Raw genomic sequence first — 24,384 nt, 5'->3', positions numbered from 1 at the left:
TAATTCAATATAGTTTCCATGTCAACCATATTTTTGAAAGGAATTTTTTAATGGATAAATACCAATACTTCAAGTCAGACCTCGAACCGCATCTATTTGATTTGATGCAGCATAATGATGAGCCGGATACAGCCGAACGAGATTGGATTATGGCCCGGCTGCAGGACCCCCGTCTGATTGCATTGATGCCGCATTTATCATTGCTCAATATTCATATTCTCGAACTGATTGTTAAAAAAGAGCCGCTGAACGGGGTCGAACTAGCACATTTGTTGCACGTTACCAAAAGTGCAATCTCGAAATCGACGAAACGGCTTTTAAAGGATGGCCTGATCGAAAAGGAACATTTGGATGGCAATCAAAAGGCGCTTTTTTACACAGCTACTGCAGATGGACAAGCCATCATCAAAGTGCATATCGAAATGGAACGTGCCCTTGATCGGCAGGTACAGACGTTTTTGCAGGACTATACGCCAGAACAATTAACGGAGGTAACCCGTTTTTTAAATGGCTTGAATCAGCTTCATTTGCACCTCTGATTTGTTATTTTACAGAAAAAAGTGTCTTTTTTAATTTTAAAAAGATAGTGTGAACCATTAAGATTGGTCTGCCGTATAAAATGTGGCTGATAAAGCAAAATAAGGACAATTATAAAATTGGTCTATTTGAAACCATAAACATGACGCTTATCCTTTAAATAAGCGGTTTTTAATGGCTTTAAAAATCCTTAAGAAAGTCGTTGTCTTTCCGCCATAAAGGGTGTATAACTGTTTTTGAGCGATTGAAAATATCGCTGTTTTCTTTTTATAGCTTTTTTAAAGCTACATTTCTATAAGGAGGAAATTGGGATGTTATTTGTAAATCGTACCCAGGACTTTCATGTCATGGGGATTTGCTATGACCATGCTGGCCATCAAATCGCTGAGAAGCGTGTGTGTCATAACATGTCGAAGCGTGAAGCCAAGAAAGACATGCAGCAGCACCTTTTAAAGACTTACTCGAATTCAATCAATCTAGATAGCCCAATCAAGGTGAAAGTTAAACCGGTCGATTCGGCCAACGTTTAACGATAGTAATCTCAGTGATGCAGCTGAGATTTTTTTATTTCGCTTTTTTCTTTACAAAGACGCAGTGAGCGGACTATGATGAAATTGCGAGAGGGGTGACCAATTTGGCAACGAAATCAAAGAAAGAACCAATCGAACCGCCTGTTGATGTCGGCGATCATGTGACCGTCCGGAAGAGCGGCAATGTTCCATTGGGATTCAAGGGGACCATTCAGAAAATCTATACGCATTCGGCCCTTGTTTCAATCGATGAATATGCCCCTGAAAATAAAGAGGTTGCAGAAGACTTAAAGGGGAAGACAATCGTCAACTTCCGTCATTTAAGAAAACGGGGTGCCAAGAAGGCCAAAGCGAAAAAAGCGGCGGCCCCAAAATCTGATGCACCGCAAACCGCTGAAAAAGCAGCACCTGAATCAGAAACAGAAACAAACAAAAAGGAAACGAAATAAAAATTTCGTTTCCTTTTTTACTTATAAGCCGATATTGGATAATGTGTAAACGGCATCTTGGAACTGGTCCTCACGCTTCAGACGCTTTTCATCAGGAGCATCGATTTTCTTCATATCGATTCGGATGATGGCAATCCGCCGCAAGCTGACCAGTGTTTTGTCATTCATACTAATCTGGACAAATTCAGGGTCGACTTTTTCACAGGCATCCTGCCAAGCCGTTCCATCGGTGCGTTCCGACACAACGTTGCGTTTGATCAATGATTTGCCGTCGCTGGTATTAAAACAAACATCATAATATTGAACCATCTGATCACCTCATTTAGTTTTCACCTGTATGATACACCTATTTCCCTGGATGGAGGATAAATTGCCACAGGTACAAGAGATTGGCCAATAAGTACAGCATCAAACCACTCAGAAAGACGGTCGGCCATTGGGCGCTGAGCCAGCTGAACAGCGCCCAGAGCATCAAACTGAAGAACAGGTAGAAGAGCCGTTTGCCGGAGAGGTCGATTCCGGATGCTCGGTAGGCCCGCATGTTCCAATATAGATTGAAATAGAAGAGCGCCAAGGTAAGGGTGACCATGAAACTGGTGAAAAACGGCGCGAGTTGCTGCTGATCGAATTCAAGCAGCAGCACCGGCAGGAGAGCAATCGCAACGGCAATGAAATAATGACTGTGAATCCAGACAAGGGCGCCCGTTTTGCGCTGGTGGTCGATGCCGAGCTTTTGCATACACAGATACGTGGCAAACAGGAGAACGATGATTAGATAATAGAGGATGTTGAAGGGGGTAATGTGCAATTCTTGAATCGATGTCGAAACGGTGATGATTGCTTCCCCAAACAACAGCAGTATAAATTCGCTGTAGCGTTCGGTGAAAAGGTCAAAATGCGGCGGCACGGTTTTGATGCGGTTGCTGAACAGTAAAGGGCCGAATGCGGCGCTTAGAATCGAAACAGCATAGATACCAAAGCGAAGCCGATACGGCCACGTTGACGGCAAAAACAGGGTGGCATAGCCAATGACAGCCGCAATCCCTAAAACGCCGGCTAAAGCGCTGCACAGCCGTTTTACGGCGGACTGGTTTTGCTCGTGCCGCTGCAGAAGGTATTGGACGGCGGTACTGCAGAACAAAGTTGATGTTGAAAGGGAAAAAGCCGTTTGGGTGGCAGAAAAATCCGGCGTGATTGCCTGTGCTAAATAAATGACGATAAACAGATTGAACAGCAAAAACAGCGTATCGACCAGACCGTGATGGTAAAAACGGTTGGCATAGACTGTTTGATAAGTCCAAATCGTCCAGAAGACCAGCATCATCATTAAAAATTCGGCTAAATGCAGGCCGGAAATGATGCCATTGTCGACCAAATGGAGGGTCGCCGTGATGCGGCTGATGGCATAGGCATAAATCAGGTCATAGAATAGTTCAAAGGGCGCCACAGATTTCGTGGACATAAAATCAGCTCGTTTCTTATTGTTTTAAAATATTTTGCTTATGAAAACGGTATTTTCTGAAAATGCTTTTCAAAAGTGCTACACTTTTAAGTATACATAGAAATTCAATCTTGGAGGAAGTACTTTGCGAAAAACAATCGTTTATATTTTGTTGTCGACCTTCTTATTCAGCTCGATGGAAATCGCCCTTAAAATGGCGGGTGCATCGTTCAATGCCATCCAGCTGAATTTTTTACGCTTTGGTTTAGGGGCACTCATTTTATGGCCGTTAGCCCACATGAGCCTGAAGAAAAATCATTTGAAAGTTTCTAAAAAGGCATGGGGACTGTTCGGGTTAACTGGATTTGTCTGTGTCATCGTCAGTATGACGTTGTTCCAATTAGCCGTTGAAACAGCCAAAGCATCGACTGTCGCAGTTGTTTTCAGCTGCAACCCTGTTTTCGCATTGATCTTTTCCTACTTATTATTGCATGAAAAGCTTTCCCGAAGCAATTTGATTGCGGTGCTCATTTCCGTTATCGGGTTGTTAGTCATTATCGATCCGCTGCATTTGAGCAACCCAATCGGATTATCGTTAGCCGTCGGTTCTGCCATTACTTTTGGGTTGTACAGTATCATTACACGTTACGGCTCCTTGAAATACGGCTTCAGCGGGGTCACGATGACCTTCTTTACTTTCTTAACAGGCACTGCCGAATTAGCCGTTTTGATGGCTATGACGCACTTACCGATGATTGCCAGTGCACTCGGTAACGTGGCCGCATTGCATGACTTTGTTCAGATTCCGTTCTTTGCAGGAATTGCACCCAGCAATTTGGCTTTGCTGGCTTATATCGGAATCGGAGTCACCGGCGGCGGCTTTGCCTTCTACTTCTTGGCAATGGAAAATTCCGATGTTTCGACAGCTTCACTGGTTTTCTTTATCAAACCAGCATTAGCACCTGTTTTAGCAATGCTGATTTTGAGCGAACAGATCACATTGCCAGTTATTATCGGAATCGTCATTATTCTGTTAGGTTCCTTAGCAACCTTGCTGGGCGATCGGGTTGCCAGTGTGGCCTCCGACTTGTTCAAGCGGAATAAGCAGGAAGAAGCGGCTAAAGAGGCTCGCATTCAGGAAGTGACTGAAAAACCAGTTTCTGGTCTGCAAAAACATTTCAATGATGATGAAGAAGAACTCTAATCAAAAGAGCGTGAGGAACGCTCTTTTTTTATGGGGTCAATCTGGAAAAAAACACCTAAATTAGGTATGATAGAAATGAAAACGAGGGGAACGTAGAATGGCCTATTTAGTCATTGTCCGTCATGGACAGAGTCAAGCAAATAAAGAGAATACTTACACCGGCTGGTCGGATGTGCCGCTCACACAGCAGGGCGTTCAGGAAGCCCAAGCGGCAGGACAGAAAATTGCACAGCTGGGATTGACCTTTGATGCCGTTTATACGTCGGTCTTACAACGTGCCATCCGGACGGCCAATCTGATTATGGCTGAAATGGATCAGCTCGATGTGCCCTTATATAAGAGCTGGCGTTTGAATGAACGCCATTACGGGGCCTTGCGGGGGCTCAATAAAGATCAGACACGCCAAGTCTTCGGGGCTGGGCAAGTCGCTTTATGGCGGCGCAGCTATACGACTGAACCGCCGCTGCTGATGGAACGGTATATGGAACGGCGCTATGCGGCTTATGGGTCAGAGATCATCCCACGTGGCGAGAGTCTTAAAATGGCTTCACAGCGATTAGTGCCTTACTGGCAGGATGAAATGGTGCCCCGTCTGCGGGACGGCAAGAATCTGCTGGTCGTTGCACATGGGAGTACTTTGCGGGCCTTAGTGAAATATCTCGAAAATATTTCTGACCAGGATATTGATGGCGTCGAAATCGAAAATGGGCAGCCGATCGTCTATAAAATGGATCAGCAGCTCAATATCGTTACTAAACAGCTTTTGTAGGAGGAGTTCGCAATGTTAAAAATTGTACTGCATTTGGATAAATCTGAAAAATGGCTCACATTGAGCACCAATGTGAAGAATGTCGAATCCTCTCCAGTTGAGACGGATGTTTATGTCGTAGTGAACGGACTGGCAGTCCGAACCTTCTTGCAAGCCGATGTACGGCGTTTCATCCAGCAGCATCCGCAAGTACATTTCGAAGCCTGCAAAAATGCTTTGGATGCCCATCATGTTTCTGTTGCGGATTTGATTCCGGAAATTAAAGTGGTGCCGAATGGCGTCATCGAAATCGCTCAGCTTGAAGCAAAAGGCTTCGGCTATATCAAACCGTAAAAATAAGAATACAAAAAAGCCCGGCCATTTCTGGTCGGGCTTTTTGACGGCCGTTAATCATCGGTATCGTCAATATCATCGTTTTCAACATGATGATGTTTCAGCGGTGATTCACGGAGCAGGCGCAGACGCCGAATCGGCACTTTGCCTAAAATCAATGGAACGTGTTCTTCGATAACATCACTGTATTCCAAGCCGAACCAAGTGGCCGGTGTGACAGTAATCTTCTGTAAGAAGAGCCGTGCTTGGATAATCATCTTTTCCAAACCGTTAATCTGCGTTTCAGGCGATAATTCTTCCTGAATGATGACGAATGAAAAGTCGCCGACTTCACGGTCTGGCAAAGTCGTGTATTGCTGCGGCTGGGTCGGCAGTTTGCCGGTCTTCATCATATCGTTGATGATCTGGCGCAGGAAGATATTGACTTTCTGTTCCATCCGGAAGCCAAGATACAATTGCACGTTGACGATATAATCTGTGCCATACGTTTCAGTCGTGTAACCCGCCGTATATGGTTCATCGGTCACATTAACAGTGACGAACCAGTACACACGTGCTCGTTTCGGACGCTTATCCAAGATCGAATACATAATATCCTTATTGACTTTGCTGCCGTCCTGCACATGGGTCATGTAGACTAAGTTGGTTGTGAATAATGGGTAGTCATCGTCGTCCCGCAAATCGCTGAGCTGATTCTTATAGGCAAGAATCGAGACGTTATCGGCCCGGTAGGAATTGTTATTTTTGATATATTCCCCATACTGCCAAATAACCATAATGGCTAAGATGATCAGGGCAATCATGACGGTGACATAGCCGCCGTGCAGGAACTTCGCCAAACTGGAAATAAAGAAGATTGTTTCGATACTGCCGAAGAAGATGAGCATCAGTCCTGCCCAGAAACGCGACACCTTTTGGCTGATTAGGTACTGCGACAGTAAAATCGTGGTCATTAACATTGTGACCGTAATCGCCAATCCGTAGGCCCCTTCCATGTGGGCCGATGTCCGGAATCCGAAGACAATGGCGATACAAACCGCCCAGAGAATCCAGTTGACAGTTGGGATGTACAGCTGGCCTTTGAAGTTGGTCGGGTAGATGATGCGCAGACGTGGTAAGATTTTCAGCTTGATGGCTTCGGAAACCAAAGTGTAAGAACCGGTAATTAAAGCCTGCGAAGCAATAATCGCTGCCAGAGTGGCCAACAGAATTCCACCTAAACGAAGCCATTGCGGCATCATTTCGAAGAAGGGGTTGAAATCAGCCACATGCTGATAAGCTGGATTGCCTTGGTTCTGGTCAATCCAAACAGCTTGGCCGAAGTAATTGAGGACCAAGCAGATGTTGACGAACGGCCAGCTGCCATAAATGTTGCCCCGGCCAACGTGACCTTCATCAGAATAAAGGGCTTCGGCACCAGTTGTCGCCAGGAAGATGCTGCCTAGGATTAAAATCCCAACTTTATTCGAGGGGCTGAAGAGCACTTCGATCGCATAATAGGGATTGAGGGCCCGCAGAACGGACCAATCGCCTGACATCCGCCAGATTCCTAAAACACCTAAGAAGGCAAACCAGAGCAGCATGATTGGACCAAACGCACGGCCGATCAGCTGGGTGCCAAATCTTTGAATCATAAACAGCACCGTTAAGATGATGACGGTGGTTAAAATAACTTGACCCTGCGATGAAATCAGCACGTGATGCATGATTGGAATATCCTTTAATCCTTCAATCGCAGTTGTTACCGTCACGGCTGGGGTCAGCATCCCATCGGCCAGCAGTGTGGCACCGCCGACCATCGCTGGGATGATCAGCCACCGTGCTTGATGTCGGACCAGCGTGTAAAGGGCGAAAATGCCGCCTTCACCGTTGTTATCGGCCCGCATGGCGATCAAAACATATTTGACCGTCGTAATGATGAACAATGTCCAAAAGACCAGAGACACACTCCCAATGATAAAGTCATTGGAAAGGTGGCCCATGCCGCCGTTTCCTGCGATGATGGATTTCATTACGTACAGGGGCGAAGTACCAATATCGCCATAGACGACTCCCAATGTCACTAACATCCCGCCGAGTGACATGCGGCTTTTGGCTTTGCGGCGCTTTTCGAACGCCTTTTGCCTATCATCCAAAGTATTTTCACCTCATTTTTTTAAATATCGTGATTCAAAAAAGACTCCCCAAAAATGGAGTGCATTCACCACCTAATCATGCTACAAGTGGCTCAAAAACACAAGCCTGACCCCTGAAACTTAACGGGATTCTAACCATTTTGGAGAGGCTACATAAAAACGACACAAAGTTTGGCTTTGTGTCGCTTTTATGTTTGAAGCTGATTATAATGATTGAAACCGAATTGTCAAACCGGTTCGGAACGGCTTGGGAGGCTCATGCTGAGCACCATTCCGATGTGCGGGACAATTAAGCTAAAGCACCCATCGGATCCCAAGGTGCCAATAAGGTCGGATGATCGTATTCGTCTTTTTCAACTTGTTTAAGATTATCTGGCAAGTAATCCATGTTGATGACCATTTGATAGACGAATTGGTCGAGCCAAGCGTCGCTCATGACGAAGTAGCCTTTTTCACCGACTTTGTCGCCCCATGAATTTTCAACCTTCCATTTGGTTGGTTTGCCTTCCACGAGATCGACACCAGTGATGACCATGGCATGAGTCATCATGCTTTCGCCATAGTCAAGCCGGTCGCCTTTGTCCATATTAAGGTCGGTGCCAAAGAGGGCACTCTTATCATAAACGTCAGTGGCCATGATTCCGGCTTTGCGGTCGGAAGACTGACCGACATCGCTGCCGAACCAAACGGTTTCGCCGGCTTGCAGCTGCTTGATGGCTAATTGCTTCAGGGTGTCAATGTCAACGTTCAGGTGACGGACTTCACGGCCGCCGACCACGTTGCCTAACATCTTGACGGTGTAAAGGTGATTGTACGGCTTGTCTTTGGTTGGGGAGTTGATCAAGGAAACATATTTCTTGAGATCCCAGTTGACATATTTATGGTAGAAACTCATCGGTGTCATATTCTGATCGATGTGATACTTCTTATCGGTGTCACGGTATTCGAAGTCGAACTTAACGGGCGGTTCGCCTAAGGAATAAACCAGTACACGGTAGATGTCGTTCAGCATGCCGTCACGTGTGCTTTGGATGTCAGCGTCGCTCTTCTGATCAGCAACCATTTGCCGTAAGGTGAGGGCGTCTTTACGCAATAACAAATTCAAAGTACTATTCAGGTCGGCAGAGTTTTCACTGCTCTTGGTTTCCGGCATGACACTCTTCGGCACGATTCCGTATTTTTCAATCAGCGCACACAGCATATCCCATTGGCCGCCATCTTGCTGCGGGGTAGCCATTAAAAAGGCTACTTCGCGTGAATCGATGGCTTGGTCAGCGGTGGCAAGGACATTTTCGAAGAAGTAGTTCGACTTTTCGAATTTATCCCAGAAGTTGGTGTAGTTTTGCGAAAGTTCAAAGTCTTTGATTTTGAAGTTGGCTTGGATATCGTGGCGCATGGTGTTCAATGCGGCGAACATCCAGCAGCGACCGGATTGCTTCTGGTTGGCAACGGCGCCGGTGTCTAATTCTAATGAGAAGACCGGGTCGTTTTCAATTTTAGCATCCATGTTTTCGGCAGTGGCATTGATTCCGTTGTTCATGACAGAACGACGGATGACATCTGCTTGTGGCACAGCTTCGTAATCTTTTTGGAACTGTGCAATATTATCGGCGGAAATAGCACGACTCATATTTCAACACTCCTTTATCATTTCAGTTCGATTCTAAAACAGCTTATTTTGTTGGAATAACGGTTTGAAAAAGGCTTAGTGCAACGGGTCCCAAGGAACGAGTTCCTTCGGCTTTTCGTTTAAGACAGCCTTATCCTTGTCGTCCAGGATGGACTTGCGCACAACGACTTCATAAACGTAATCATTGAACCAGGAATCGCTCATGGTGAAGTAGCCTTTTTCACCGTTTGTATCGCCCCAAGAGTTTTCAACCTTCCAGCGGCGTGGCTTGCCGTTCACTCGGTCGACACCCGTTAAGGTCATTGCATGCGACATTTCGGCTTGCAAAGTATCAAAACGGTCTTTCTTGTTCATGGAAAGGTCGGTACTGAAGAGCTCGCTTTCGGCGTACAAGTCGCTTTCCAGCCAGCCTTTCTTACGATCTTCGCCTTCAAGGACATCATTCCCGAACCAAACGGTTTCGCCGTTTTGAAGGGTCGTTAAGGCAAGCTGCTTCAGCTTGTCGAATTCGACGTTCAAAATGGTCATCGGATGGCCGCCTTGAACGGTGTTTTCGGATGGAATGGTGTACATATGGTCGTATGGCTTGTCGGTTTGCGGTGTCGAAGCAACGACGATGTAATCATCCAAGTTCCAGCCGATGTATTTATCGTAGAAACTCTGCGGCGTCAAATTCTGATCGAGATGATACTTCTTGTCGTCATCACGGTATTCGAAGTCGAACGTCTTCGGCGGTTCGCCAAAGGTTGTCACACAAATCCGATAAACTTCGCTCAGCATTTGGGTACGTGTCTTGTCAATATCGGCATCGCTGGCTTTATCAGCAACCATTTGCCGTAATTGTTTTGCATCCTTGCGTAATAACAAGTTAATGACGCTGGAGAATTCGGCAGTGTGATCGCTGGCTTGGGTTTCAGGCATGACGCTTTGCGGCACGACACCGTACTTTTCAATCAAAGCAGCTGCTTGGTCCCATTGGCCGCCATCATCGTCGGGTTGGGCCAGATAAAAGGCTACTTCGCGGTCGGTAATCGGTTTATCAGCACTTTGCAGAATGTTGGCAAAGAAGAGGTTGGCCTTTTCGAGACGGTCCCAGAAGGATAAGTAGTTTTGTGAAAGTTGAAAATCTTTAATATGGTAAGCTTTGGCCATGTCATGACGCATGGTGTTCAAAGTAGAGAATAACCAGCAGCGGCCGCTCTTTAACTGATTGGAAACAGTTCCTGTTTCGACTTCGTCAGAGAAGACCGGATCCAAAGTCGTTGCAGCGGACGGACGTTCACTGGCAGCTTTGATGCCGTTGTCCATAACGGCTCGTTTGATCGTTTGCGCTTGCGGCATTTGGTTCAGATTAGTTTGGTAACGCTTGATATCATCTGAAGAAATTGGTTGACTCATATGATCACTCCTTTGGAAGGGCGTTTTAATGGTAAGTTGCTTGCTCCCTTTATGAGATAATTTTAACGCTAATCTCATAAAAGGACAATCAATTAAATACGAATCAGGCTTATTTGGGCGCACTTTTCTAAAAATAGACGATTTTGCTTGCTTATTTTGAACCGTTTACATACACTGAAGATGAAATAGAATGGACAAGGAGTGATTTATGATGCTAAAGGGCTTTACATTTGATTTGGACGGTGTCATCACAGACACTGCTAATTATCATTTCGCAGCATGGAAAAAAATGGCACATGATGAATTGGGGATTGATTTGCCGGACAGCATGAACGACAAGCTGAAGGGAATCAGTCGGATGGATTCACTTGATATCATCTTGAAGTTTGGTCATAAAGAAAATGACTATACACAGGCGCAAAAAGAACAATTTGCGACCGATAAAAACAATCTGTATCTGGATTCTTTGAAGAACATGTCCGCTAAAGATATTCTGCCAGGGGTCAAGCCATTCTTAGATTCGATTAAGCAGGCCGGTTATCCGATGTCATTGGCTTCTGCATCCAAGAATGCCCCTACAATCTTGAATAAATTAGGACTGACTGATTACTTCGATGCGATCGTTGATCCAGCCACATTGAAGCACGGCAAGCCGAATCCTGAAATTTATCAAAAGGCGGCTGAAGCTATTCATGAACCTGATTACGATTGTGTCGGGCTGGAAGATGCCGCCGCTGGGATTCAAGCCATCAATGCTGCTGATCAATTCTCAGTCGGGATTGGCGACAAAGATGTTTTGAGCAAAGCCGATTTGATTTTCCCAAGCACCGCTGACCTTTCGTTGACAAAGATTGAAGAGGCCTACAAACAAGCACGTCCTTAATCATTAAATCAGAAAATAAAAAATCCGCCGGCCATAATGGGCGACGGATTTTTTAGATTTGTTTTAACGATGGGCATCCAAGACTTTGGGGCCGTCTTGGGTACCGACAACGACTTTATTGACGAGATCGAGGAACAAACCTTGTTCGACGATGCCGACCTGCCGAATCAACCAATCCTGCAGGAGATGCGGATGCTGGATTTGTTTCATATGCAGGTCGATGACGTAATTTTTCGAATGGGTCGTGACACGAGTGCCGTCTTCGTTCAAACGGAAACGCGGATGCAGTCCCTCATCGGCAAGCCGTTGGAACACTTTGGTGCTGCCGTAAGGAATGACTTCGGTCGGCAGCGGAAAACGGCCTAATTGATCGACGATTTTGCTTTCGTCAACGATCCAGATGTTCTGATTGGAGGCAGTTGCCACGATTTTTTCCATTGTGTGGGCTGCACCACCGCCCTTGATGCCCTGAAAGTTCTTATCGATTTCATCGGCGCCATCAATGGTTACATCGATATAAGGGACTTCATCGACTGACTTCATGTGGATGCCCAATTTTTCTGCTTGGTCACGAGTCCGGCGTGAAGTGGCTACTCCGGTAATGTGCAGGCTTTCATTTTTCACACGTTCTGCGACTGCTTCGACCATATAACGAACAGTTGAGCCGGTCCCTAATCCGAGAATCATGTCATCATGGACAAATTCAGCAGCTTTACGGCCCGCCATTTTTTTCAATTCATTCTGATCCATCTGGTTCGTCTCCTTTGAAAACAGGTTTTGTTTTTATTATACCGTGTTTTGCACTGAAAACGATGTCTATTTTGAATTTTCCTGAACAGCAGTGATCGTATTTTGAGGTGCCAGAATGTCGTCCTGGTCGGTGTGCTGTTTAAAATAAGCTTGCGCATAGGTGCATAACGGAATGATGGTCTGTTTTTGCTGACGGGCATAAGCGATGACTTGTTCGATCAGCTGGGCAGCAATTCCCTGACCCCGATGATCGGGCCGGACAAACGTGTGGTCGATAATCAGGCTTTGGTGATCATTGGTTTCCTGAAAGGTAACTTCGTCGATTAGCTGTCCATCAGCATCATTCTGATAAAAACGACCGGGTTCGAATTCAAATGTCATAATCGGTTCCTCCATTCCAAAATAGATGGGAAAAGGCTTACAAAAACCATGGTAACTCCCCGTCTTTCATGATATGATTATTACTAATGGTAGCATATGTATCATAATCAGAACAAGAAAGAGGTCGGGTTCATGCATCAACGTGGATTTGAAATTGTGACGAAGGATCAGAATGCTCAGTTAGCCTTGCCGCAACGCCAAACAGCCCATGCTGCTGGCTATGATTTTGAGGCTGCTGAGGATTTTTTATTGCCTTCGATTTGGAAATTAGATTTTGTCCGCATTTTCCACTTATTGCGGAAGGAGCAGACCTTAACCGATGAAGATTATATGGCGGCGACGAAAACACTGAAGCCGTTGCTAGTGCCGACTGGCATCAAAGCCTATATGCCAGATAATGAGTTTTTGATGTTAGCCAATCGGTCCAGCAATCCGTTGAAAAAAGGGCTTGTTTTACCGAACGGGGTCGGCATTGTCGATGCGGATTACTATAATAACCCAGCGAACGAAGGCGAGATTTTCTTTCAGCTCGTCAATATGGGTGTCCGTGATGTTACGATTAAAAAAGGCGAACGAATCGGACAAGGTATTTTCATGCCGTATCTGACGGTTGACGATGAGACAACTGTGACGACGGAACGGACCGGCGGTTTTGGTTCATCAGGCCGTTAAAAGGGCGAACGTACTTTCGGAGAAAAGTGTTCTTTTCCTTTCTAATACGCTATAATAGATAGGCACTTTTTGAAAAGGAGGCCCACACATGGCCAAAGTAAAAACACAGTATGTTTGTCAGAATTGCGGCTACATCTCGCCTAAATATTTGGGCCGCTGCCCGAACTGCGGCGCTTGGAATCAAATGATTGAAGAACGAGTGCAGGACCGCACTGAAGCCAATAATTCATTCAGTCTTAAAACAAAACCGGTCAAACCGGAACAATTAACCGAAGTCGATATTACCAAAGAACCACGTGTCAAAACGAAGCTCAACGAATTGAACCGTGTTTTGGGCGGCGGCGTTGTTCCAGGCTCGCTGATTTTAATCGGTGGGGATCCAGGAATCGGAAAATCAACCTTACTGCTGCAAGTATCAGGCCAGCTCGAAAATGAGCACGACAAGGTACTGTATGTATCTGGGGAAGAGAGTGCTTCACAGATTAAAATGCGGGCCGAACGACTCCATGTGACTGGCAAAAATCTATATTTATATCCAGAGACGGATATGGCCAATATCCGCCATGCCATTGATCAATTGAAGCCGGCGTATGTCATTATCGATTCAATTCAGACGATGGATGAACCAGATATTCATTCCGCCGTCGGGAGTGTTGCTCAAGTCCGTGAAGTGACGGCCGAACTGATGCGGATTGCCAAGACCCAGCAGGTCACGATTTTTGTCGTCGGACATGTGACCAAAGATGGTGCGATTGCCGGGCCGAAAGTGCTGGAACATATGGTCGATACCGTTTTGTACTTTGAAGGCGATATGCATCATACGTACCGGATGCTGCGGTCGGCCAAAAACCGGTTTGGATCGACCAATGAAATCGGCATTTTTGAAATGCGGGAAAGCGGTTTGGAAGAAGTTGCCAATCCATCTGAAATCTTTTTGGAAGAACGGCTAAGGGGGGCCACTGGTTCGGCTGTCGTGGTGTCAATGGAAGGAACCCGGCCGATTCTGGTCGAAATCCAATCCTTGATTACACCGACGTTGTTCGGAAACGCCAAACGGACATCGACCGGACTCGATCACAATCGTGTGTCGGTCATCATGGCAGTGTTGGAAAAACGCGCCAATTTGATGTTGCAGAATCAGGATGCCTATTTGAAGGCCACTGGCGGGGTCCGGCTTGATGAACCAGCGATTGATTTAGCGATGGCTGTTTCGATTGCATCCAGTTATCAGGACCAGGAAATTCTGCCGACTGATTGTTTTGTTGGTGAAATCGGCCTGACCGGTGAAGTGCGACGAGTTAATCGCATCGAACAACGAGTCAATGAAGCTGCTAAATTAGGATTCAAGCGCATTTTTGTGCCGAAGAACAATTTACAGGGCTGGAATCCGCCGACCGAGATTCAAGTTATCGGGGTTACAACCTTGTCTGAAACACTGCATAAATTATTTAAAGGTTAAACGTGTTTCTACTATAGAAGAAAGGAGGTGACAATATGAAACTACGGAAACGAATTATTAGTCTGCTGTTTGTCCTGTTTGGTCTGGGCTTGGCTTTAGCTGTCTTACCTTCGCTATGGCATCTGCTGGGATGGACGGAGCTCCGCTATCTCAATAATGACATCACCGATGGACTGTTAGGTGCAATTATTTTTTACTTCTTATCATTAGTCGCAGCCCAGCCGATCAGCAACAGCATGACCCGTGTCGAAAAATTTCTCAGCCGTCAAACGCCGAGCTATCTGCTGTTTGGAACGATTTTCACCATTTTGGGGCTGGTCCTAGCCAACGTCATTTCGATTCCGCTGTACCGACTAGGGATTCCTGTCTTGAATACTTTTTTGCCGATCATTTTAATGATTGCATTTGGGTACTTGGGCTTTCGAATCGGGACGATGCGGCCAGAAGAATGGCGCAAGACGCTGCAGTTGCGAAAACGCAATAATGACAATGCCGATGAAGTGCTGACTCGCAAAGCCGGCGATAATTTCCGCAAGTACAAGATTTTGGATACGAGTGTCATCATCGACGGTCGGATTTACGATATTGCCAAAACGGGTTTTATCGAAGGTATTCTGCTGGTCCCCAACTTTGTTTTGCACGAATTGCAGCTGATTTCTGATTCAGCTGATAGTTTGAAACGGACTCGTGGCCGGCGCGGCTTGGACATCCTGAATAAGATGCAGAAGGATGACGATATTCATGTCGAAATGTATGAAGGCGACTTCGAAGATTTGACCGAGGTTGACAGCAAATTGATCAAGTTAGCGAAATTGATCGACGGAATTGTGATGACCAATGATTTCAACTTGAGCAAGGTCTGCGAATTTCAAAATGTGCAGACTTACAATATCAATTCATTAGCAAATGCGATGAAACCGGCCGTTCTGCCGGGTGAAACGATGAAGGTCACGGTTGTGAAATCGGGGACCGAACGTCAGCAGGGGGTGGCTTATCTCGATGATGGGACAATGGTCGTCGTTGAAGATGGTCAGTTCTATCTCAATCAGCTACTCGATGTCACCGTTACAAGTGCGTTGCAGACAGCCGCTGGACGGATGATTTTTGCACGTCCGACTCATCAGCAGCGGAAATTAAAAGAAAAAAACAATAATAAGGATCATAAAGAGGATTCACCAAAAGATAAGAAAGCTAAATAAAACGAATCGGGACCGGTTGTTTCTAAATGACAGGTCCTTTTTTTGCGCGTCAGAATAGGCTTTTGACGTTTCTCCGAACGTGTGTCCGCAGTTAGGATTGACTTTTACCCTGCTTTTTCGCTACAATAATAACTGTTTGTTTCAGAGATATACATAAGAGAAGATAGGGAGCTACGGTATGCGGGTAAAATCATATGCAAAACAGTTTAGTAAGTTAACAACGATGGACAATGTCATGAAGACACAGGACGACCTGGGCCGTCAGTTAGGCAAAGTCTTCGTCAATGGTTTGAAAATGCACACGATCGCCGAAGTTTGCAAGAATAGCGATCTGAGCCGGTCTTTGACGGACAAGTCAGGTGTCTACTTGATTTATGACGCTGAAGGCAAATTGATGACCATCGGTGAATCTGGCGCTGAACCAAGCAAGACTTGGGATCTTAAGAAGCGTCTGCGTCAGTACACTCATTCTTCAGATAAGGGGCGCAAAGATCTTGGCGTCACACCTGAAGAAGTTAAGGAAAACTTCCAGTTCCGTGTCCGTCTCTTCGATGATCCCGAAATGATTGCACAGTGGGCAAATCGGTTGAAGTTAGCGATGGATCCGCAATTTATTTAAAATAATGCACTGTTAAAAGAGGTAAAAGTGACGCTTTTACCTCTTTTTTGTGCTCAAAATGAGGGTGTCAAATTAAAATGACGACTAAAAAGAACATTTTGTGGCCCTTTTGTGACGAATTAAAATACACTCAAAACCCCATTAAATCGCACAGTACGTGGCTTTTTTACGGAAAAGATTACATGGGCTTCCTAAAATGTATTGGTTCGATAACCATTCTGTGACATAACTGCAACATTGTGGGGTTATAGTACTTACATACTCATTTGAAGGAACAACAAACAAACACAACAGACAAAAAGAATTGGAGTGTATCTTACTTGAAAAAATCTATTAAATCGACATTATTATTCGCAACAACTGCATTCGCTGGTCTCTTGACATTTAACGCAACGACAAGTGCAACTCACGCTGCTACAAACAATGGCAATGGCACAGTTACAGTTCAATCCGGTGACACATACATGTCCATCGCTAAGGAATATAACATGACCACTGCTGCACTTGAAACCTTAAACGGACGCACAGTCGGCGGATATGATCTGATTTATCCAGGCGAAACCGTTAAGATTAGCGGTGCCACCACAAGCACAAGCTCAAACTCTAGTGCTGCAACCACAAATGTTCAAGCTGCTACAACAACCAACACATCGAGTGCTGCTTCAAGCGCTGCTAGTCAATCTTCAACCAGTGCTGCAGCAACTTCGACTGCAACTTCAGCATCCACAACCAGCACCACTTCGTCATCCAGCTTATCCAGCTCTGATGAAGCTGCTAAGGCATGGATTGCTAACAAAGAATCTGGCGGCTCATACACAGCTACAAACGGTCAGTACATCGGTAAGTACCAATTAAGTGCTTCACTCTTAAATGGTGATTACTCTGCATCTAACCAGGAAAGTGTCGCTAATTCATACGTCACATCCCGTTATGGTTCATGGACAGCTGCCCAAGCATTCTGGGAAGCAAATGGCTGGTACTAAGATTTGCACAACTTTGAATAAGCTGAAAGGAACGTTCGCAAGAACGTTCCTTTTTTTGTGCTGTTCTAAGCCGAATTTTAGTGGTATGAAGCAATCGTTACTTATAGACTGATGGCAAATTCAATTTTGCAAGACCTTTATGTTGGGCGTTTTGCTTGACATTTTAGATTTGTTCTAATGTAGGAATAAGTCTAATAAAGTGTTATGATAAAAATAATGATAACCGGAGTAGAGGAGGAACACCAACATGAGTCATAAATTCAAATTTACATCTGTATTAGTAATCGGCGCGTTGGCGTTGGTGCTACAGTTTGTGTTTCATTTAAACTGGCTGGCCCAACTGCTGATCACGATTATGGGCGGTTTATTGGCCCTGACGATGCTGATTGAAATGATCAAGACCCTGCGTTCGGGTAAATATGGGGTTGATTTGTTAGCCATTATTGCGATCGTTTCAACACTGGCAATCGGCCAATATTGGGCTGCTTTGATGATCCTGGTCATGTTGACCGGCGGCGATTCGCTGGAAGATTACGCTGCCGGAGTCGCCGATCGGGATTTACGGTCGTTGCTGAATAATTCACCGCAGGACGCCCATTTATTGCAAAAAGATGGGGCCATTCGGGATATTGAAGTCGATGATGTTCAAGTCGGGGATCAATTGATTGTCAAGCCAGGTGAATTAGCACCAGTCGATGGCAAACTGCTTCAAGGAACAACAGCCATGAATGAATCTTCGCTGACTGGAGAATCGCTGCCAGTCGACAAACAGCCTGGCGATGAAATTATGTCCGGTTCGGTGAACGGGGATAATTCAATCACGATGGAAGCCGAAAAAACGGCGGCCAATAGTCAGTATCAGGCCATTGTTAAATTAGTGAAGGAATCGGAAACACAACCGGCTAAGTTTGTGCGGATGGCCGATCGGTATGCGGTGCCGTTTACTGCGATTTCCATTTTAATCGGTGCAGTGGCTTGGATTATTTCAGGGACACCAGTTCGGTTTGCCGAAGTCATGGTAGTCGCATCTCCGTGCCCACTGATTTTAGCGGCGCCCGTTGCATTGGTCGCTGGCATGAGCCGGACCAGTCGCAATGGGGTCATCGTTAAAAACGGCGATGCCATTGAAAAAATGGCATCTGTTAAAACAGTTGGTTTCGATAAAACCGGGACCTTGACGCAAGGCAATTTGGCCGTTGTCGGGCTGCATCCGGAAAAGGGGTATACCGAACAACAGCTCTTGACGTTTGCAGCAAGTGTCGAACAGCAATCGAGCCATATTCTGGCTCGTTCGCTGGTCACGGCGGCCGGCGATGACCACTTACAGCCGGTTTCAGAAGTCGTTGAAACGACTGGGAATGGGGTGGCTGGACAGATTAACGGTCAGCTCGTCAAAGCTGGGAAAGCTGCTTATGTGGCGCCAGGAACACCGTCATTGGCGAAACAAACGGCGGTCTATGTCAGTGTTGATGGTCAATTTATCGGTTACATCACATTTGCCGATCAGCTGCGGCCGGAAGCCAAGAAGACGATTCAGGCCTTGCGTCAGATGGGCATTACGCACACCATGATGGTGACTGGGGACCACAAGACAATTACTGACAAAATCGGCCAGCAAGTCGGCATCGATGATGTGCATGCCGATATGCTGCCAGAAGACAAGATTAAAATTGTTCAATCCACGCCGAAGGAGCAGCGGCCTGTCATGTTTGTCGGCGATGGAATCAATGATGCGCCGACTTTGCGAGCTGCCGATGTCGGGGTGGCGATGGGGGCTCATGGTGATTCAGCCGCTACCGAGTCAGCCGATGTCGTCATTTTGAAGGATGATTTATTCCGAGTTGTTCGGGCAATCGATATTTCGAAAAACACGATGAAAATTGCGCGTAACGATGTGCTGACTGGGATTGCCGTCCTGATCGTTTTAATGCTGATTGCGGCCTGCGGAGTTATTCCAGCCTTAGTCGGCGCCGTTTTCCAGGAAGTCGTCGATACGATGACAATCTTGCTGGCCTTGCGGGCGAAGAATGAACCCAAGAAAGATCCCTACAAAGAGTTGTTAGAAAAATAATGAGCAATAGATAGCTGGTTGAAAGACCGGCTTTTTGAGTCGTCATTAGGTTTGTTAAATGATGTTTCATGCGGTGTTTTCTTCATGCTCACTGGCAACCCGTACTTTCTAACACTCTGCCCCTTTCTTTTTTTGTGCTTGCATTGTACACTAGAACCATGTATAGCTTTACTTTAAAAGAGGAATAGAAAGAGGCGTTTTTTGTGGCAGAAGAAAAAGTGCGTGTTCGTTATGCACCGAGTCCAACCGGCCATTTGCACATTGGAAATGCGCGAACAGCTTTATTTAACTATTTGTTCGCACGGCACAATCATGGGACGTTTGTGATTCGGATTGAAGATACAGATACCAAACGGAACATTGCCGATGGTGAACGGAGCCAGTTGGAAAACTTAAAATGGTTAGGAATCGATTGGGATGAAGGTCCTGATAAGCCCGGCGATGTTGGTCCATACCGTCAGTCAGAACGGAAAGACATTTATACACCGCTGATCCAGCAGCTGGTTGATCGTGGTTTAGCTTATGAATCCTACAAAACAGAGGATGAATTGAAGGCTGAACGTGAGCAGCAGGTCGCCAATCATGAAATGCCACATTATGTCTATGAATATGCCGGCATGTCGGACGACGAAAAGAAGGCTGCGATTCAAGCTGCTAAGGATAGAGGCTTGGAACCGGTTATTCGTTTCCATGTGCCTGAAAACCGGACCTACGAATTTGACGACATCGTCAAGGGACCGATCAGCTTCGATTCTAAGAGTGTCGGCGGCGACTTTGTGATTATGAAGCGTGATGGAATGCCGACTTACAACTTTGCGGTTGTTGTCGACGACCACATGATGAAGATTACCCATGTGCTACGTGGGGACGATCATATCGCCAATACACCAAAGCAGCTGATGATCTACGAAGCCTTCGGATGGCAGCCACCTCGTTTCGGTCATATGACGTTGATTATCAATGCCGAAACCGGTAAAAAGCTCAGCAAACGTGATGAATCTGTTTTACAGTTCATCGAACAATATCGCGATCGTGGCTACTTGCCAGAAGCAATGTTCAATTTCATCGCGCTCTTGGGCTGGTCGCCAGTCGGTGATCAGGAAATCTATTCTAAGAAAGATTTCATCAAGATGTTCGATCCCAACCGTTTGAGCCGTTCGCCTGCTCGTTTTGACCAGAAGAAGCTCGAATGGGTCAATAACCAGTACGTCAAGAAAGCCAATCCAAACGAGATTATGGATTTGTCTTTGGAAAACTTGATTGAAGCTGGCCGGATTCCTAAGGATCCTGACACTAAGACGACTGAATGGGCTCGTGAATTGATTAGTTTGTATCAAGATCAAATGAGCTACACAGCCCAAATCGTTGATTTATCCAAGGGCTTTTTCGAAGAACCTGATGAATTGACGGATGATATGCGTAAAGAACTCGATAATGACACTGCACCCGTTGTTTTAAAGGAATTCAGTGAACGCATTCAGAAATTAGATCGTTTTACGGCTTATTCGATTCAGCAGGTGATCCAAGCTATCCGCAATGAAACGGGTATCAAGGGCCGCAAGCTGTATATGCCGATCCGAATCGCTGCCAGCCATGAAATGCATGGCCCGGCTATCGGCGAAACAATCGAACTGATGGGCCGTGACCAAGTTTTGCGCAACTTCAAGCAAACAATGGAAACCATGCATTTTAATTAAACGCCGTTTCATGAATTAAAAGGAAAGCGGGTTTGGGTTTGTTCCCAGACCCGTTTTTCTTCATAATAGATAAAAAAGGAGTGATCAATCATGCTGCAGCTTTTTAATACGTTGACACGCCAAAAAGAAGCTTTTAAACCAATTCATCCCGGCGAGATTGGGATGTATGTTTGTGGGCCGACTGTGTATAATTACATTCACATCGGCAATGCCCGTTCTGTCGTAGCGTTCGATACAATTCGACGCTATTTCGAATATTCCGGCTATAAGGTAAAGTATGTTTCCAATTTCACCGATGTCGATGACAAAATGATCAATACCGCCCGTGACGAAGGCATCACCGTTCCAGAATTAGCCGACCGTTATATTCAAGCCTTTATGGAAGATACCAAAGCGCTGAATGTTGAACCGGCGACGCTGAACCCACGTGCAACTGAAAATATTCCGGATATTATCCAGTTTATTCAGGGGCTGATTGACAAAGGGTATGCTTATGCGGTCGATGGCGATGTTTATTACCACACTCGCAAGTTCGCAGATTATGGCAAACTGTCCGACCAGAATATCGATGAACTCGAACAAGGAGCCAGCATGCATACCAATAATGAAGAAACGGAACGCAAACAGGATCCAATCGATTTTGCCTTATGGAAAGCGCAAAAGCAGCCGGATGAAATTGCCTGGCAATCGCCTTGGGGAATGGGCCGACCTGGCTGGCACATCGAGTGTTCCGTCATGTCGACCAAGTATCTGGGCGCGACGTTCGATATTCATGGCGGCGGTGAAGACCTTGAGTTTCCGCATCATGAAAATGAAATTGCCCAGAGTGAAGCTGAAACAGGGCAGACATTTGTTCATTACTGGATGCACAATGGTTTTGTGACCATCGGCGATGACGATCAGAAGATGAGCAAGTCGCTGGGCAACTTTGTGACAGTCCATGACCTTGTCAAAAAAGTCGACCCGCAGGTTTTGCGCTTTTTCATTGCAACGACACAATACCGCAAACCGATTCGCTACAGCGAACAGACGCTAAATGAAGCCGCCATTAACTTGAATCGGCTCAAGACAGCGTACAATAATTTAATGTATCGCTATCGGGATGCACAGGATGCGGACAATACAACGATCGACCAGCAAGTGCAGGATTTAGAAGCGCAGTTCAAGACGGCTATGGATGACGATATCAATGTTCAAAACGGGATGACGGTCATTTATGAGCTGGCCAAATTGATTAACAATTATGTCGCCCAAGATAAGGTGGCCAAGCAGACACTGGATACGCTGAAAGACACGTACACTCGCCTGCTGAGCATTTTCGGGGTCACATTTGCGCAGAAACAATTATTAGATCGGGATATCGAAAAAATGATTCATGAACGCAATGAAGCCCGGGCCAATCATGATTATGCCCGCAGCGATGAATTACGTGATCTCTTAAAGGATGAAGGAATTATTTTGGAAGATACGCCGCAGGGAACGAGGTGGCATCGTGATGAATGATCCATTATTGATGAATGGAATCGCACTCGCCTATTTAGGCGATGCTGTTTATGAAGTGTATATTCGGCAGCATCTGCTTGAAAAAGGAATCAGCAAGCCAGCCCATCTACAGCGGACGGCGACCCATTATGTGTCGGCCAAAGCACAGGCGGCACTGATTGAAATGATGAAAGAACAAGATTTGCTAACCGAAACGGAAATTGGTATTTTCAAACGGGGCCGCAATGCAAAAAGCTACACCAAGGCAAAAAATACGAGTGCTGTGACTTATCGGACCTCAACTGGCTTTGAAGCCGTTTTTGGCTATTTGAAATTAGCTGGTCAGCAGGAACGAATCGATCAGCTTGCCCAATGGTGTATCGAACAAGTGGAAGCAGGTGGATTAGATGAAGAACAATAATCGTCGGGAACGCCGTGACACCAAGCCACGTGCACCTGAAAACGAGGAAGAACAGCAGGACTTTGTGATTGGACGTCATTCGGCGCTGGAAACGCTGCGCCAAGAAGACAATACGAAGATTAATAAGGTGTTTGTCCAGGAAGGGATCAAGGCCGATGCCATCGCCGCAGTGAAGAAACTTGCTAAGGAAAAGAAGATCATCGTCCAAGAAGTTCCTAAACGCAAATTAGATAAATTGAGCGATAACGGCAACCATCAGGGCATTGTGGTCGCGATTGCACCCTATAGCTATGTCAGTGTGGCCGACATTTTGCAGCGGGCAAAGGATCAGAATGAGGATCCGTTTGTGCTGATTTTGGATAATGTCGAAGACCCGCATAATTTAGGCTCAATCATGCGGACGGCCGATGCAGTTGGTGTCCATGGAATCATTATTCCAAAACATCGCTCAGCGTCGCTAACCTCGACAGTTGCGAAAACATCTACCGGTGCAATTGAACATGTGCCCGTTGCACGTGTTACTAATTTGGCCCAAACGATTAAGAAACTCAAAAAAGAGGGCTTCTGGATTTTCGGAACAATGATGAACGGAACCGATTATCGGAAGTGGAATGCGACTGGTTCAATCGGGCTTGTCATTGGAAATGAAGGAAAGGGAATCTCGACCGGGCTGCAAAAAGAAATGGATGAAAATCTGACCATTCCGATGGTTGGACATGTCCAGAGTTTAAATGCCAGTGTTGCGGCCAGCATTTTAATGTATCAGGCGTTTGCAGTCCGTCATCCCTTATCATGAAAAAACAATATTTGATTGTGGATGGCTATAATGTGATCGGCAATTGGCCGCAATTAAAGAAGTTGAAGGAATCCGATCATTTAGCCGCCGCTCGGGATGATCTGCTGCATATTCTGTCGGAATACCGCAAGTATGAGGAAACGGACATTATCGTGGTTTTCGATGCGATGTATGTGCCTGGAATCACCCAGCGGTACGATCAGTATAATCTCCAAGTCGTATTCACCAGCGAAGATGAAACGGCTGACAGCTACATTGAAAAATTGGCCGAACAGCTCAGCAGCCGGATTACGCAGGTCACTGTCGTAACGAGTGATCAGGCTGAACAGTGGACGGTTTTTTCTCGTGGTGCGCTGCGAATCTCGTCGCATGACTTCTATCGGGAGGTCCAACGAGTCAAAAAAGACATTCAGGATGATACGAAACGCTACTACGATCACCGTTTAAACCGCAACCAGCCTTGGAATAATCAGCAGCTGCTGTTGTTGGAAAAAATTCGGGATCAATTAAGTAATAAAAAAGATTGATAAGCGGTCTCATATCTG

Annotated in this window: 24 protein-coding genes and 1 pseudogene; 18 read left to right on the top strand and 7 right to left on the bottom strand. The window is 45.8% G+C overall.

Annotated features, from left to right (window positions below):
• Nucleotides 1-50 precede the first annotated feature (50 nt).
• From IV40_RS06830 to IV40_RS06820, 3 genes are all read left to right on the top strand, one after another.
• Nucleotides 51-539, top strand: a complete 489-nt coding sequence (locus IV40_RS06830; protein WP_057769812.1) for a MarR family transcriptional regulator — start codon at nucleotides 51-53, stop codon at nucleotides 537-539.
• A gap of 309 nt (nucleotides 540-848) precedes the next feature.
• Nucleotides 849-1,067, top strand: a complete 219-nt coding sequence (locus tag IV40_RS06825; protein ID WP_057769810.1) for a hypothetical protein — start codon at nucleotides 849-851, stop codon at nucleotides 1,065-1,067.
• 104 nt (nucleotides 1,068-1,171) lie between these two features.
• Nucleotides 1,172-1,516, top strand: a complete 345-nt coding sequence (locus tag IV40_RS06820) for a hypothetical protein (protein WP_057769808.1) — start codon at nucleotides 1,172-1,174, stop codon at nucleotides 1,514-1,516.
• A gap of 21 nt (nucleotides 1,517-1,537) precedes the next feature.
• Here IV40_RS06820 and IV40_RS06815 read toward each other — a convergent pair whose 3' ends face one another.
• Both IV40_RS06815 and IV40_RS06810 read right to left on the bottom strand, forming a co-directional pair.
• On the bottom strand, nucleotides 1,538-1,825 hold the full coding sequence (locus IV40_RS06815) for a hypothetical protein (RefSeq protein ID WP_057769806.1): 288 nt from the start codon (nucleotides 1,823-1,825) through the stop codon (nucleotides 1,538-1,540).
• 37 nt (nucleotides 1,826-1,862) lie between these two features.
• Nucleotides 1,863-2,978 (bottom strand): low temperature requirement protein A, encoded by a 1,116-nt coding sequence (locus IV40_RS06810; RefSeq protein WP_057769804.1) that lies wholly within the window; start codon nucleotides 2,976-2,978, stop codon nucleotides 1,863-1,865.
• Nucleotides 2,979-3,102: 124 nt separating this feature from the next.
• Between IV40_RS06810 and IV40_RS06805 the strand changes: the two genes are divergently transcribed.
• The 3 genes from IV40_RS06805 to IV40_RS06795 all read left to right on the top strand — a co-directional run bounded on the left by IV40_RS06805 (nucleotide 3,103) and on the right by IV40_RS06795 (nucleotide 5,263).
• On the top strand, nucleotides 3,103-4,161 hold the full coding sequence (locus IV40_RS06805; protein WP_057769802.1) for a DMT family transporter: 1,059 nt from the start codon (nucleotides 3,103-3,105) through the stop codon (nucleotides 4,159-4,161).
• 97 nt (nucleotides 4,162-4,258) lie between these two features.
• Nucleotides 4,259-4,930, top strand: a complete 672-nt coding sequence (locus tag IV40_RS06800) for a 2,3-bisphosphoglycerate-dependent phosphoglycerate mutase (RefSeq protein WP_057769800.1) — start codon at nucleotides 4,259-4,261, stop codon at nucleotides 4,928-4,930.
• Between the two features lie 12 nt (nucleotides 4,931-4,942).
• Nucleotides 4,943-5,263, top strand: coding sequence for a DsrE family protein (locus tag IV40_RS06795; RefSeq protein ID WP_057769798.1), 321 nt, complete (start codon nucleotides 4,943-4,945; stop codon nucleotides 5,261-5,263).
• 53 nt (nucleotides 5,264-5,316) lie between these two features.
• Here the strand turns inward: IV40_RS06795 and IV40_RS06790 are convergent, their stop codons facing one another.
• From IV40_RS06790 to IV40_RS06780, 3 genes are all read right to left on the bottom strand, one after another.
• Nucleotides 5,317-7,347, bottom strand: a complete 2,031-nt coding sequence (locus tag IV40_RS06790; RefSeq protein WP_057769962.1) for a KUP/HAK/KT family potassium transporter — start codon at nucleotides 7,345-7,347, stop codon at nucleotides 5,317-5,319.
• 340 nt (nucleotides 7,348-7,687) lie between these two features.
• Nucleotides 7,688-9,028, bottom strand: coding sequence for a C1 family peptidase (locus IV40_RS06785; RefSeq protein WP_057769796.1), 1,341 nt, complete (start codon nucleotides 9,026-9,028; stop codon nucleotides 7,688-7,690).
• Nucleotides 9,029-9,103: 75 nt separating this feature from the next.
• Nucleotides 9,104-10,426 carry a C1 family peptidase gene (locus IV40_RS06780; RefSeq protein ID WP_057769793.1) on the bottom strand — a complete coding sequence of 441 codons (1,323 nt, stop codon included), beginning with the start codon at nucleotides 10,424-10,426 and terminating at the stop codon, nucleotides 9,104-9,106.
• 211 nt (nucleotides 10,427-10,637) lie between these two features.
• On the opposite strand from IV40_RS06780, the gene pgmB reads away from it, so the two are divergent.
• Nucleotides 10,638-11,309: a beta-phosphoglucomutase gene (pgmB, locus tag IV40_RS06775; protein ID WP_057769791.1), complete on the top strand. Its 672-nt coding sequence runs from the start codon at nucleotides 10,638-10,640 to the stop codon at nucleotides 11,307-11,309.
• A gap of 63 nt (nucleotides 11,310-11,372) precedes the next feature.
• On the opposite strand, the gene rpiA is transcribed toward pgmB, so the two are convergent.
• Both rpiA and IV40_RS06765 read right to left on the bottom strand, forming a co-directional pair.
• Entirely contained in the window at nucleotides 11,373-12,059 is a 687-nt protein-coding gene (gene rpiA, locus IV40_RS06770) for a ribose-5-phosphate isomerase RpiA (RefSeq protein WP_057769789.1), read from the bottom strand.
• A 66-nt stretch (nucleotides 12,060-12,125) separates the two neighbouring features.
• A pseudogene (locus IV40_RS06765) lies at nucleotides 12,126-12,473 on the bottom strand (GNAT family N-acetyltransferase); the annotation flags it as partial.
• Nucleotides 12,474-12,572: 99 nt separating this feature from the next.
• On the opposite strand from IV40_RS06765, the gene IV40_RS06760 reads away from it, so the two are divergent.
• The 11 genes from IV40_RS06760 (at nucleotide 12,573) to IV40_RS06710 (ending at nucleotide 24,366) form a co-directional block, all read left to right on the top strand.
• On the top strand, nucleotides 12,573-13,112 hold the full coding sequence (locus tag IV40_RS06760; protein ID WP_057769785.1) for a dCTP deaminase/dUTPase family protein: 540 nt from the start codon (nucleotides 12,573-12,575) through the stop codon (nucleotides 13,110-13,112).
• An 88-nt stretch (nucleotides 13,113-13,200) separates the two neighbouring features.
• Nucleotides 13,201-14,571, top strand: coding sequence for a DNA repair protein RadA (gene radA / locus IV40_RS06755; RefSeq protein WP_057769784.1), 1,371 nt, complete (start codon nucleotides 13,201-13,203; stop codon nucleotides 14,569-14,571).
• Between the two features lie 35 nt (nucleotides 14,572-14,606).
• Nucleotides 14,607-15,770 (top strand): PIN/TRAM domain-containing protein, encoded by a 1,164-nt coding sequence (locus tag IV40_RS06750; protein ID WP_057769782.1) that lies wholly within the window; start codon nucleotides 14,607-14,609, stop codon nucleotides 15,768-15,770.
• 178 nt (nucleotides 15,771-15,948) lie between these two features.
• Complete coding sequence (locus IV40_RS06745; RefSeq protein ID WP_057769780.1) at nucleotides 15,949-16,389, top strand: hypothetical protein; 441 nt, start codon at nucleotides 15,949-15,951, stop codon at nucleotides 16,387-16,389.
• Between the two features lie 320 nt (nucleotides 16,390-16,709).
• Entirely contained in the window at nucleotides 16,710-17,372 is a 663-nt protein-coding gene (gene apf, locus IV40_RS06740; protein ID WP_057769778.1) for an aggregation-promoting factor, read from the top strand.
• A 247-nt stretch (nucleotides 17,373-17,619) separates the two neighbouring features.
• Entirely contained in the window at nucleotides 17,620-19,443 is a 1,824-nt protein-coding gene (locus IV40_RS06735) for a heavy metal translocating P-type ATPase (protein ID WP_057769776.1), read from the top strand.
• A 203-nt stretch (nucleotides 19,444-19,646) separates the two neighbouring features.
• Nucleotides 19,647-21,140, top strand: a complete 1,494-nt coding sequence (gene gltX / locus IV40_RS06730) for a glutamate--tRNA ligase (RefSeq protein WP_057769774.1) — start codon at nucleotides 19,647-19,649, stop codon at nucleotides 21,138-21,140.
• Nucleotides 21,141-21,230: 90 nt separating this feature from the next.
• A complete protein-coding gene (cysS, locus tag IV40_RS06725; RefSeq protein WP_057769772.1) occupies nucleotides 21,231-22,643 on the top strand; it encodes a cysteine--tRNA ligase in 1,413 nt (470 codons plus the stop codon).
• Nucleotides 22,630-23,043, top strand: a complete 414-nt coding sequence (locus tag IV40_RS06720) for a Mini-ribonuclease 3 (protein WP_420843261.1) — start codon at nucleotides 22,630-22,632, stop codon at nucleotides 23,041-23,043. The genes cysS and IV40_RS06720 overlap by 14 nt, the downstream gene beginning before the upstream one ends.
• Nucleotides 23,030-23,839 carry a 23S rRNA (guanosine(2251)-2'-O)-methyltransferase RlmB gene (gene rlmB / locus IV40_RS06715; RefSeq protein ID WP_057769768.1) on the top strand — a complete coding sequence of 270 codons (810 nt, stop codon included), beginning with the start codon at nucleotides 23,030-23,032 and terminating at the stop codon, nucleotides 23,837-23,839. Before IV40_RS06720 ends, rlmB begins: the two co-directional genes overlap by 14 nt.
• Complete coding sequence (locus IV40_RS06710) at nucleotides 23,836-24,366, top strand: NYN domain-containing protein (RefSeq protein WP_057769766.1); 531 nt, start codon at nucleotides 23,836-23,838, stop codon at nucleotides 24,364-24,366. Before rlmB ends, IV40_RS06710 begins: the two co-directional genes overlap by 4 nt.
• The last annotated feature ends 18 nt before the right edge of the window (nucleotides 24,367-24,384 follow it).

This window comes from Lactobacillus selangorensis (assembly GCF_001437205.1).
In the GTDB taxonomy this organism is placed as follows: domain Bacteria; phylum Bacillota; class Bacilli; order Lactobacillales; family Lactobacillaceae; genus Paralactobacillus; species Paralactobacillus selangorensis.
Note: the sequence above shows the minus strand (reverse complement) of the source record. Positions and strands in the feature narration are given on the sequence as shown.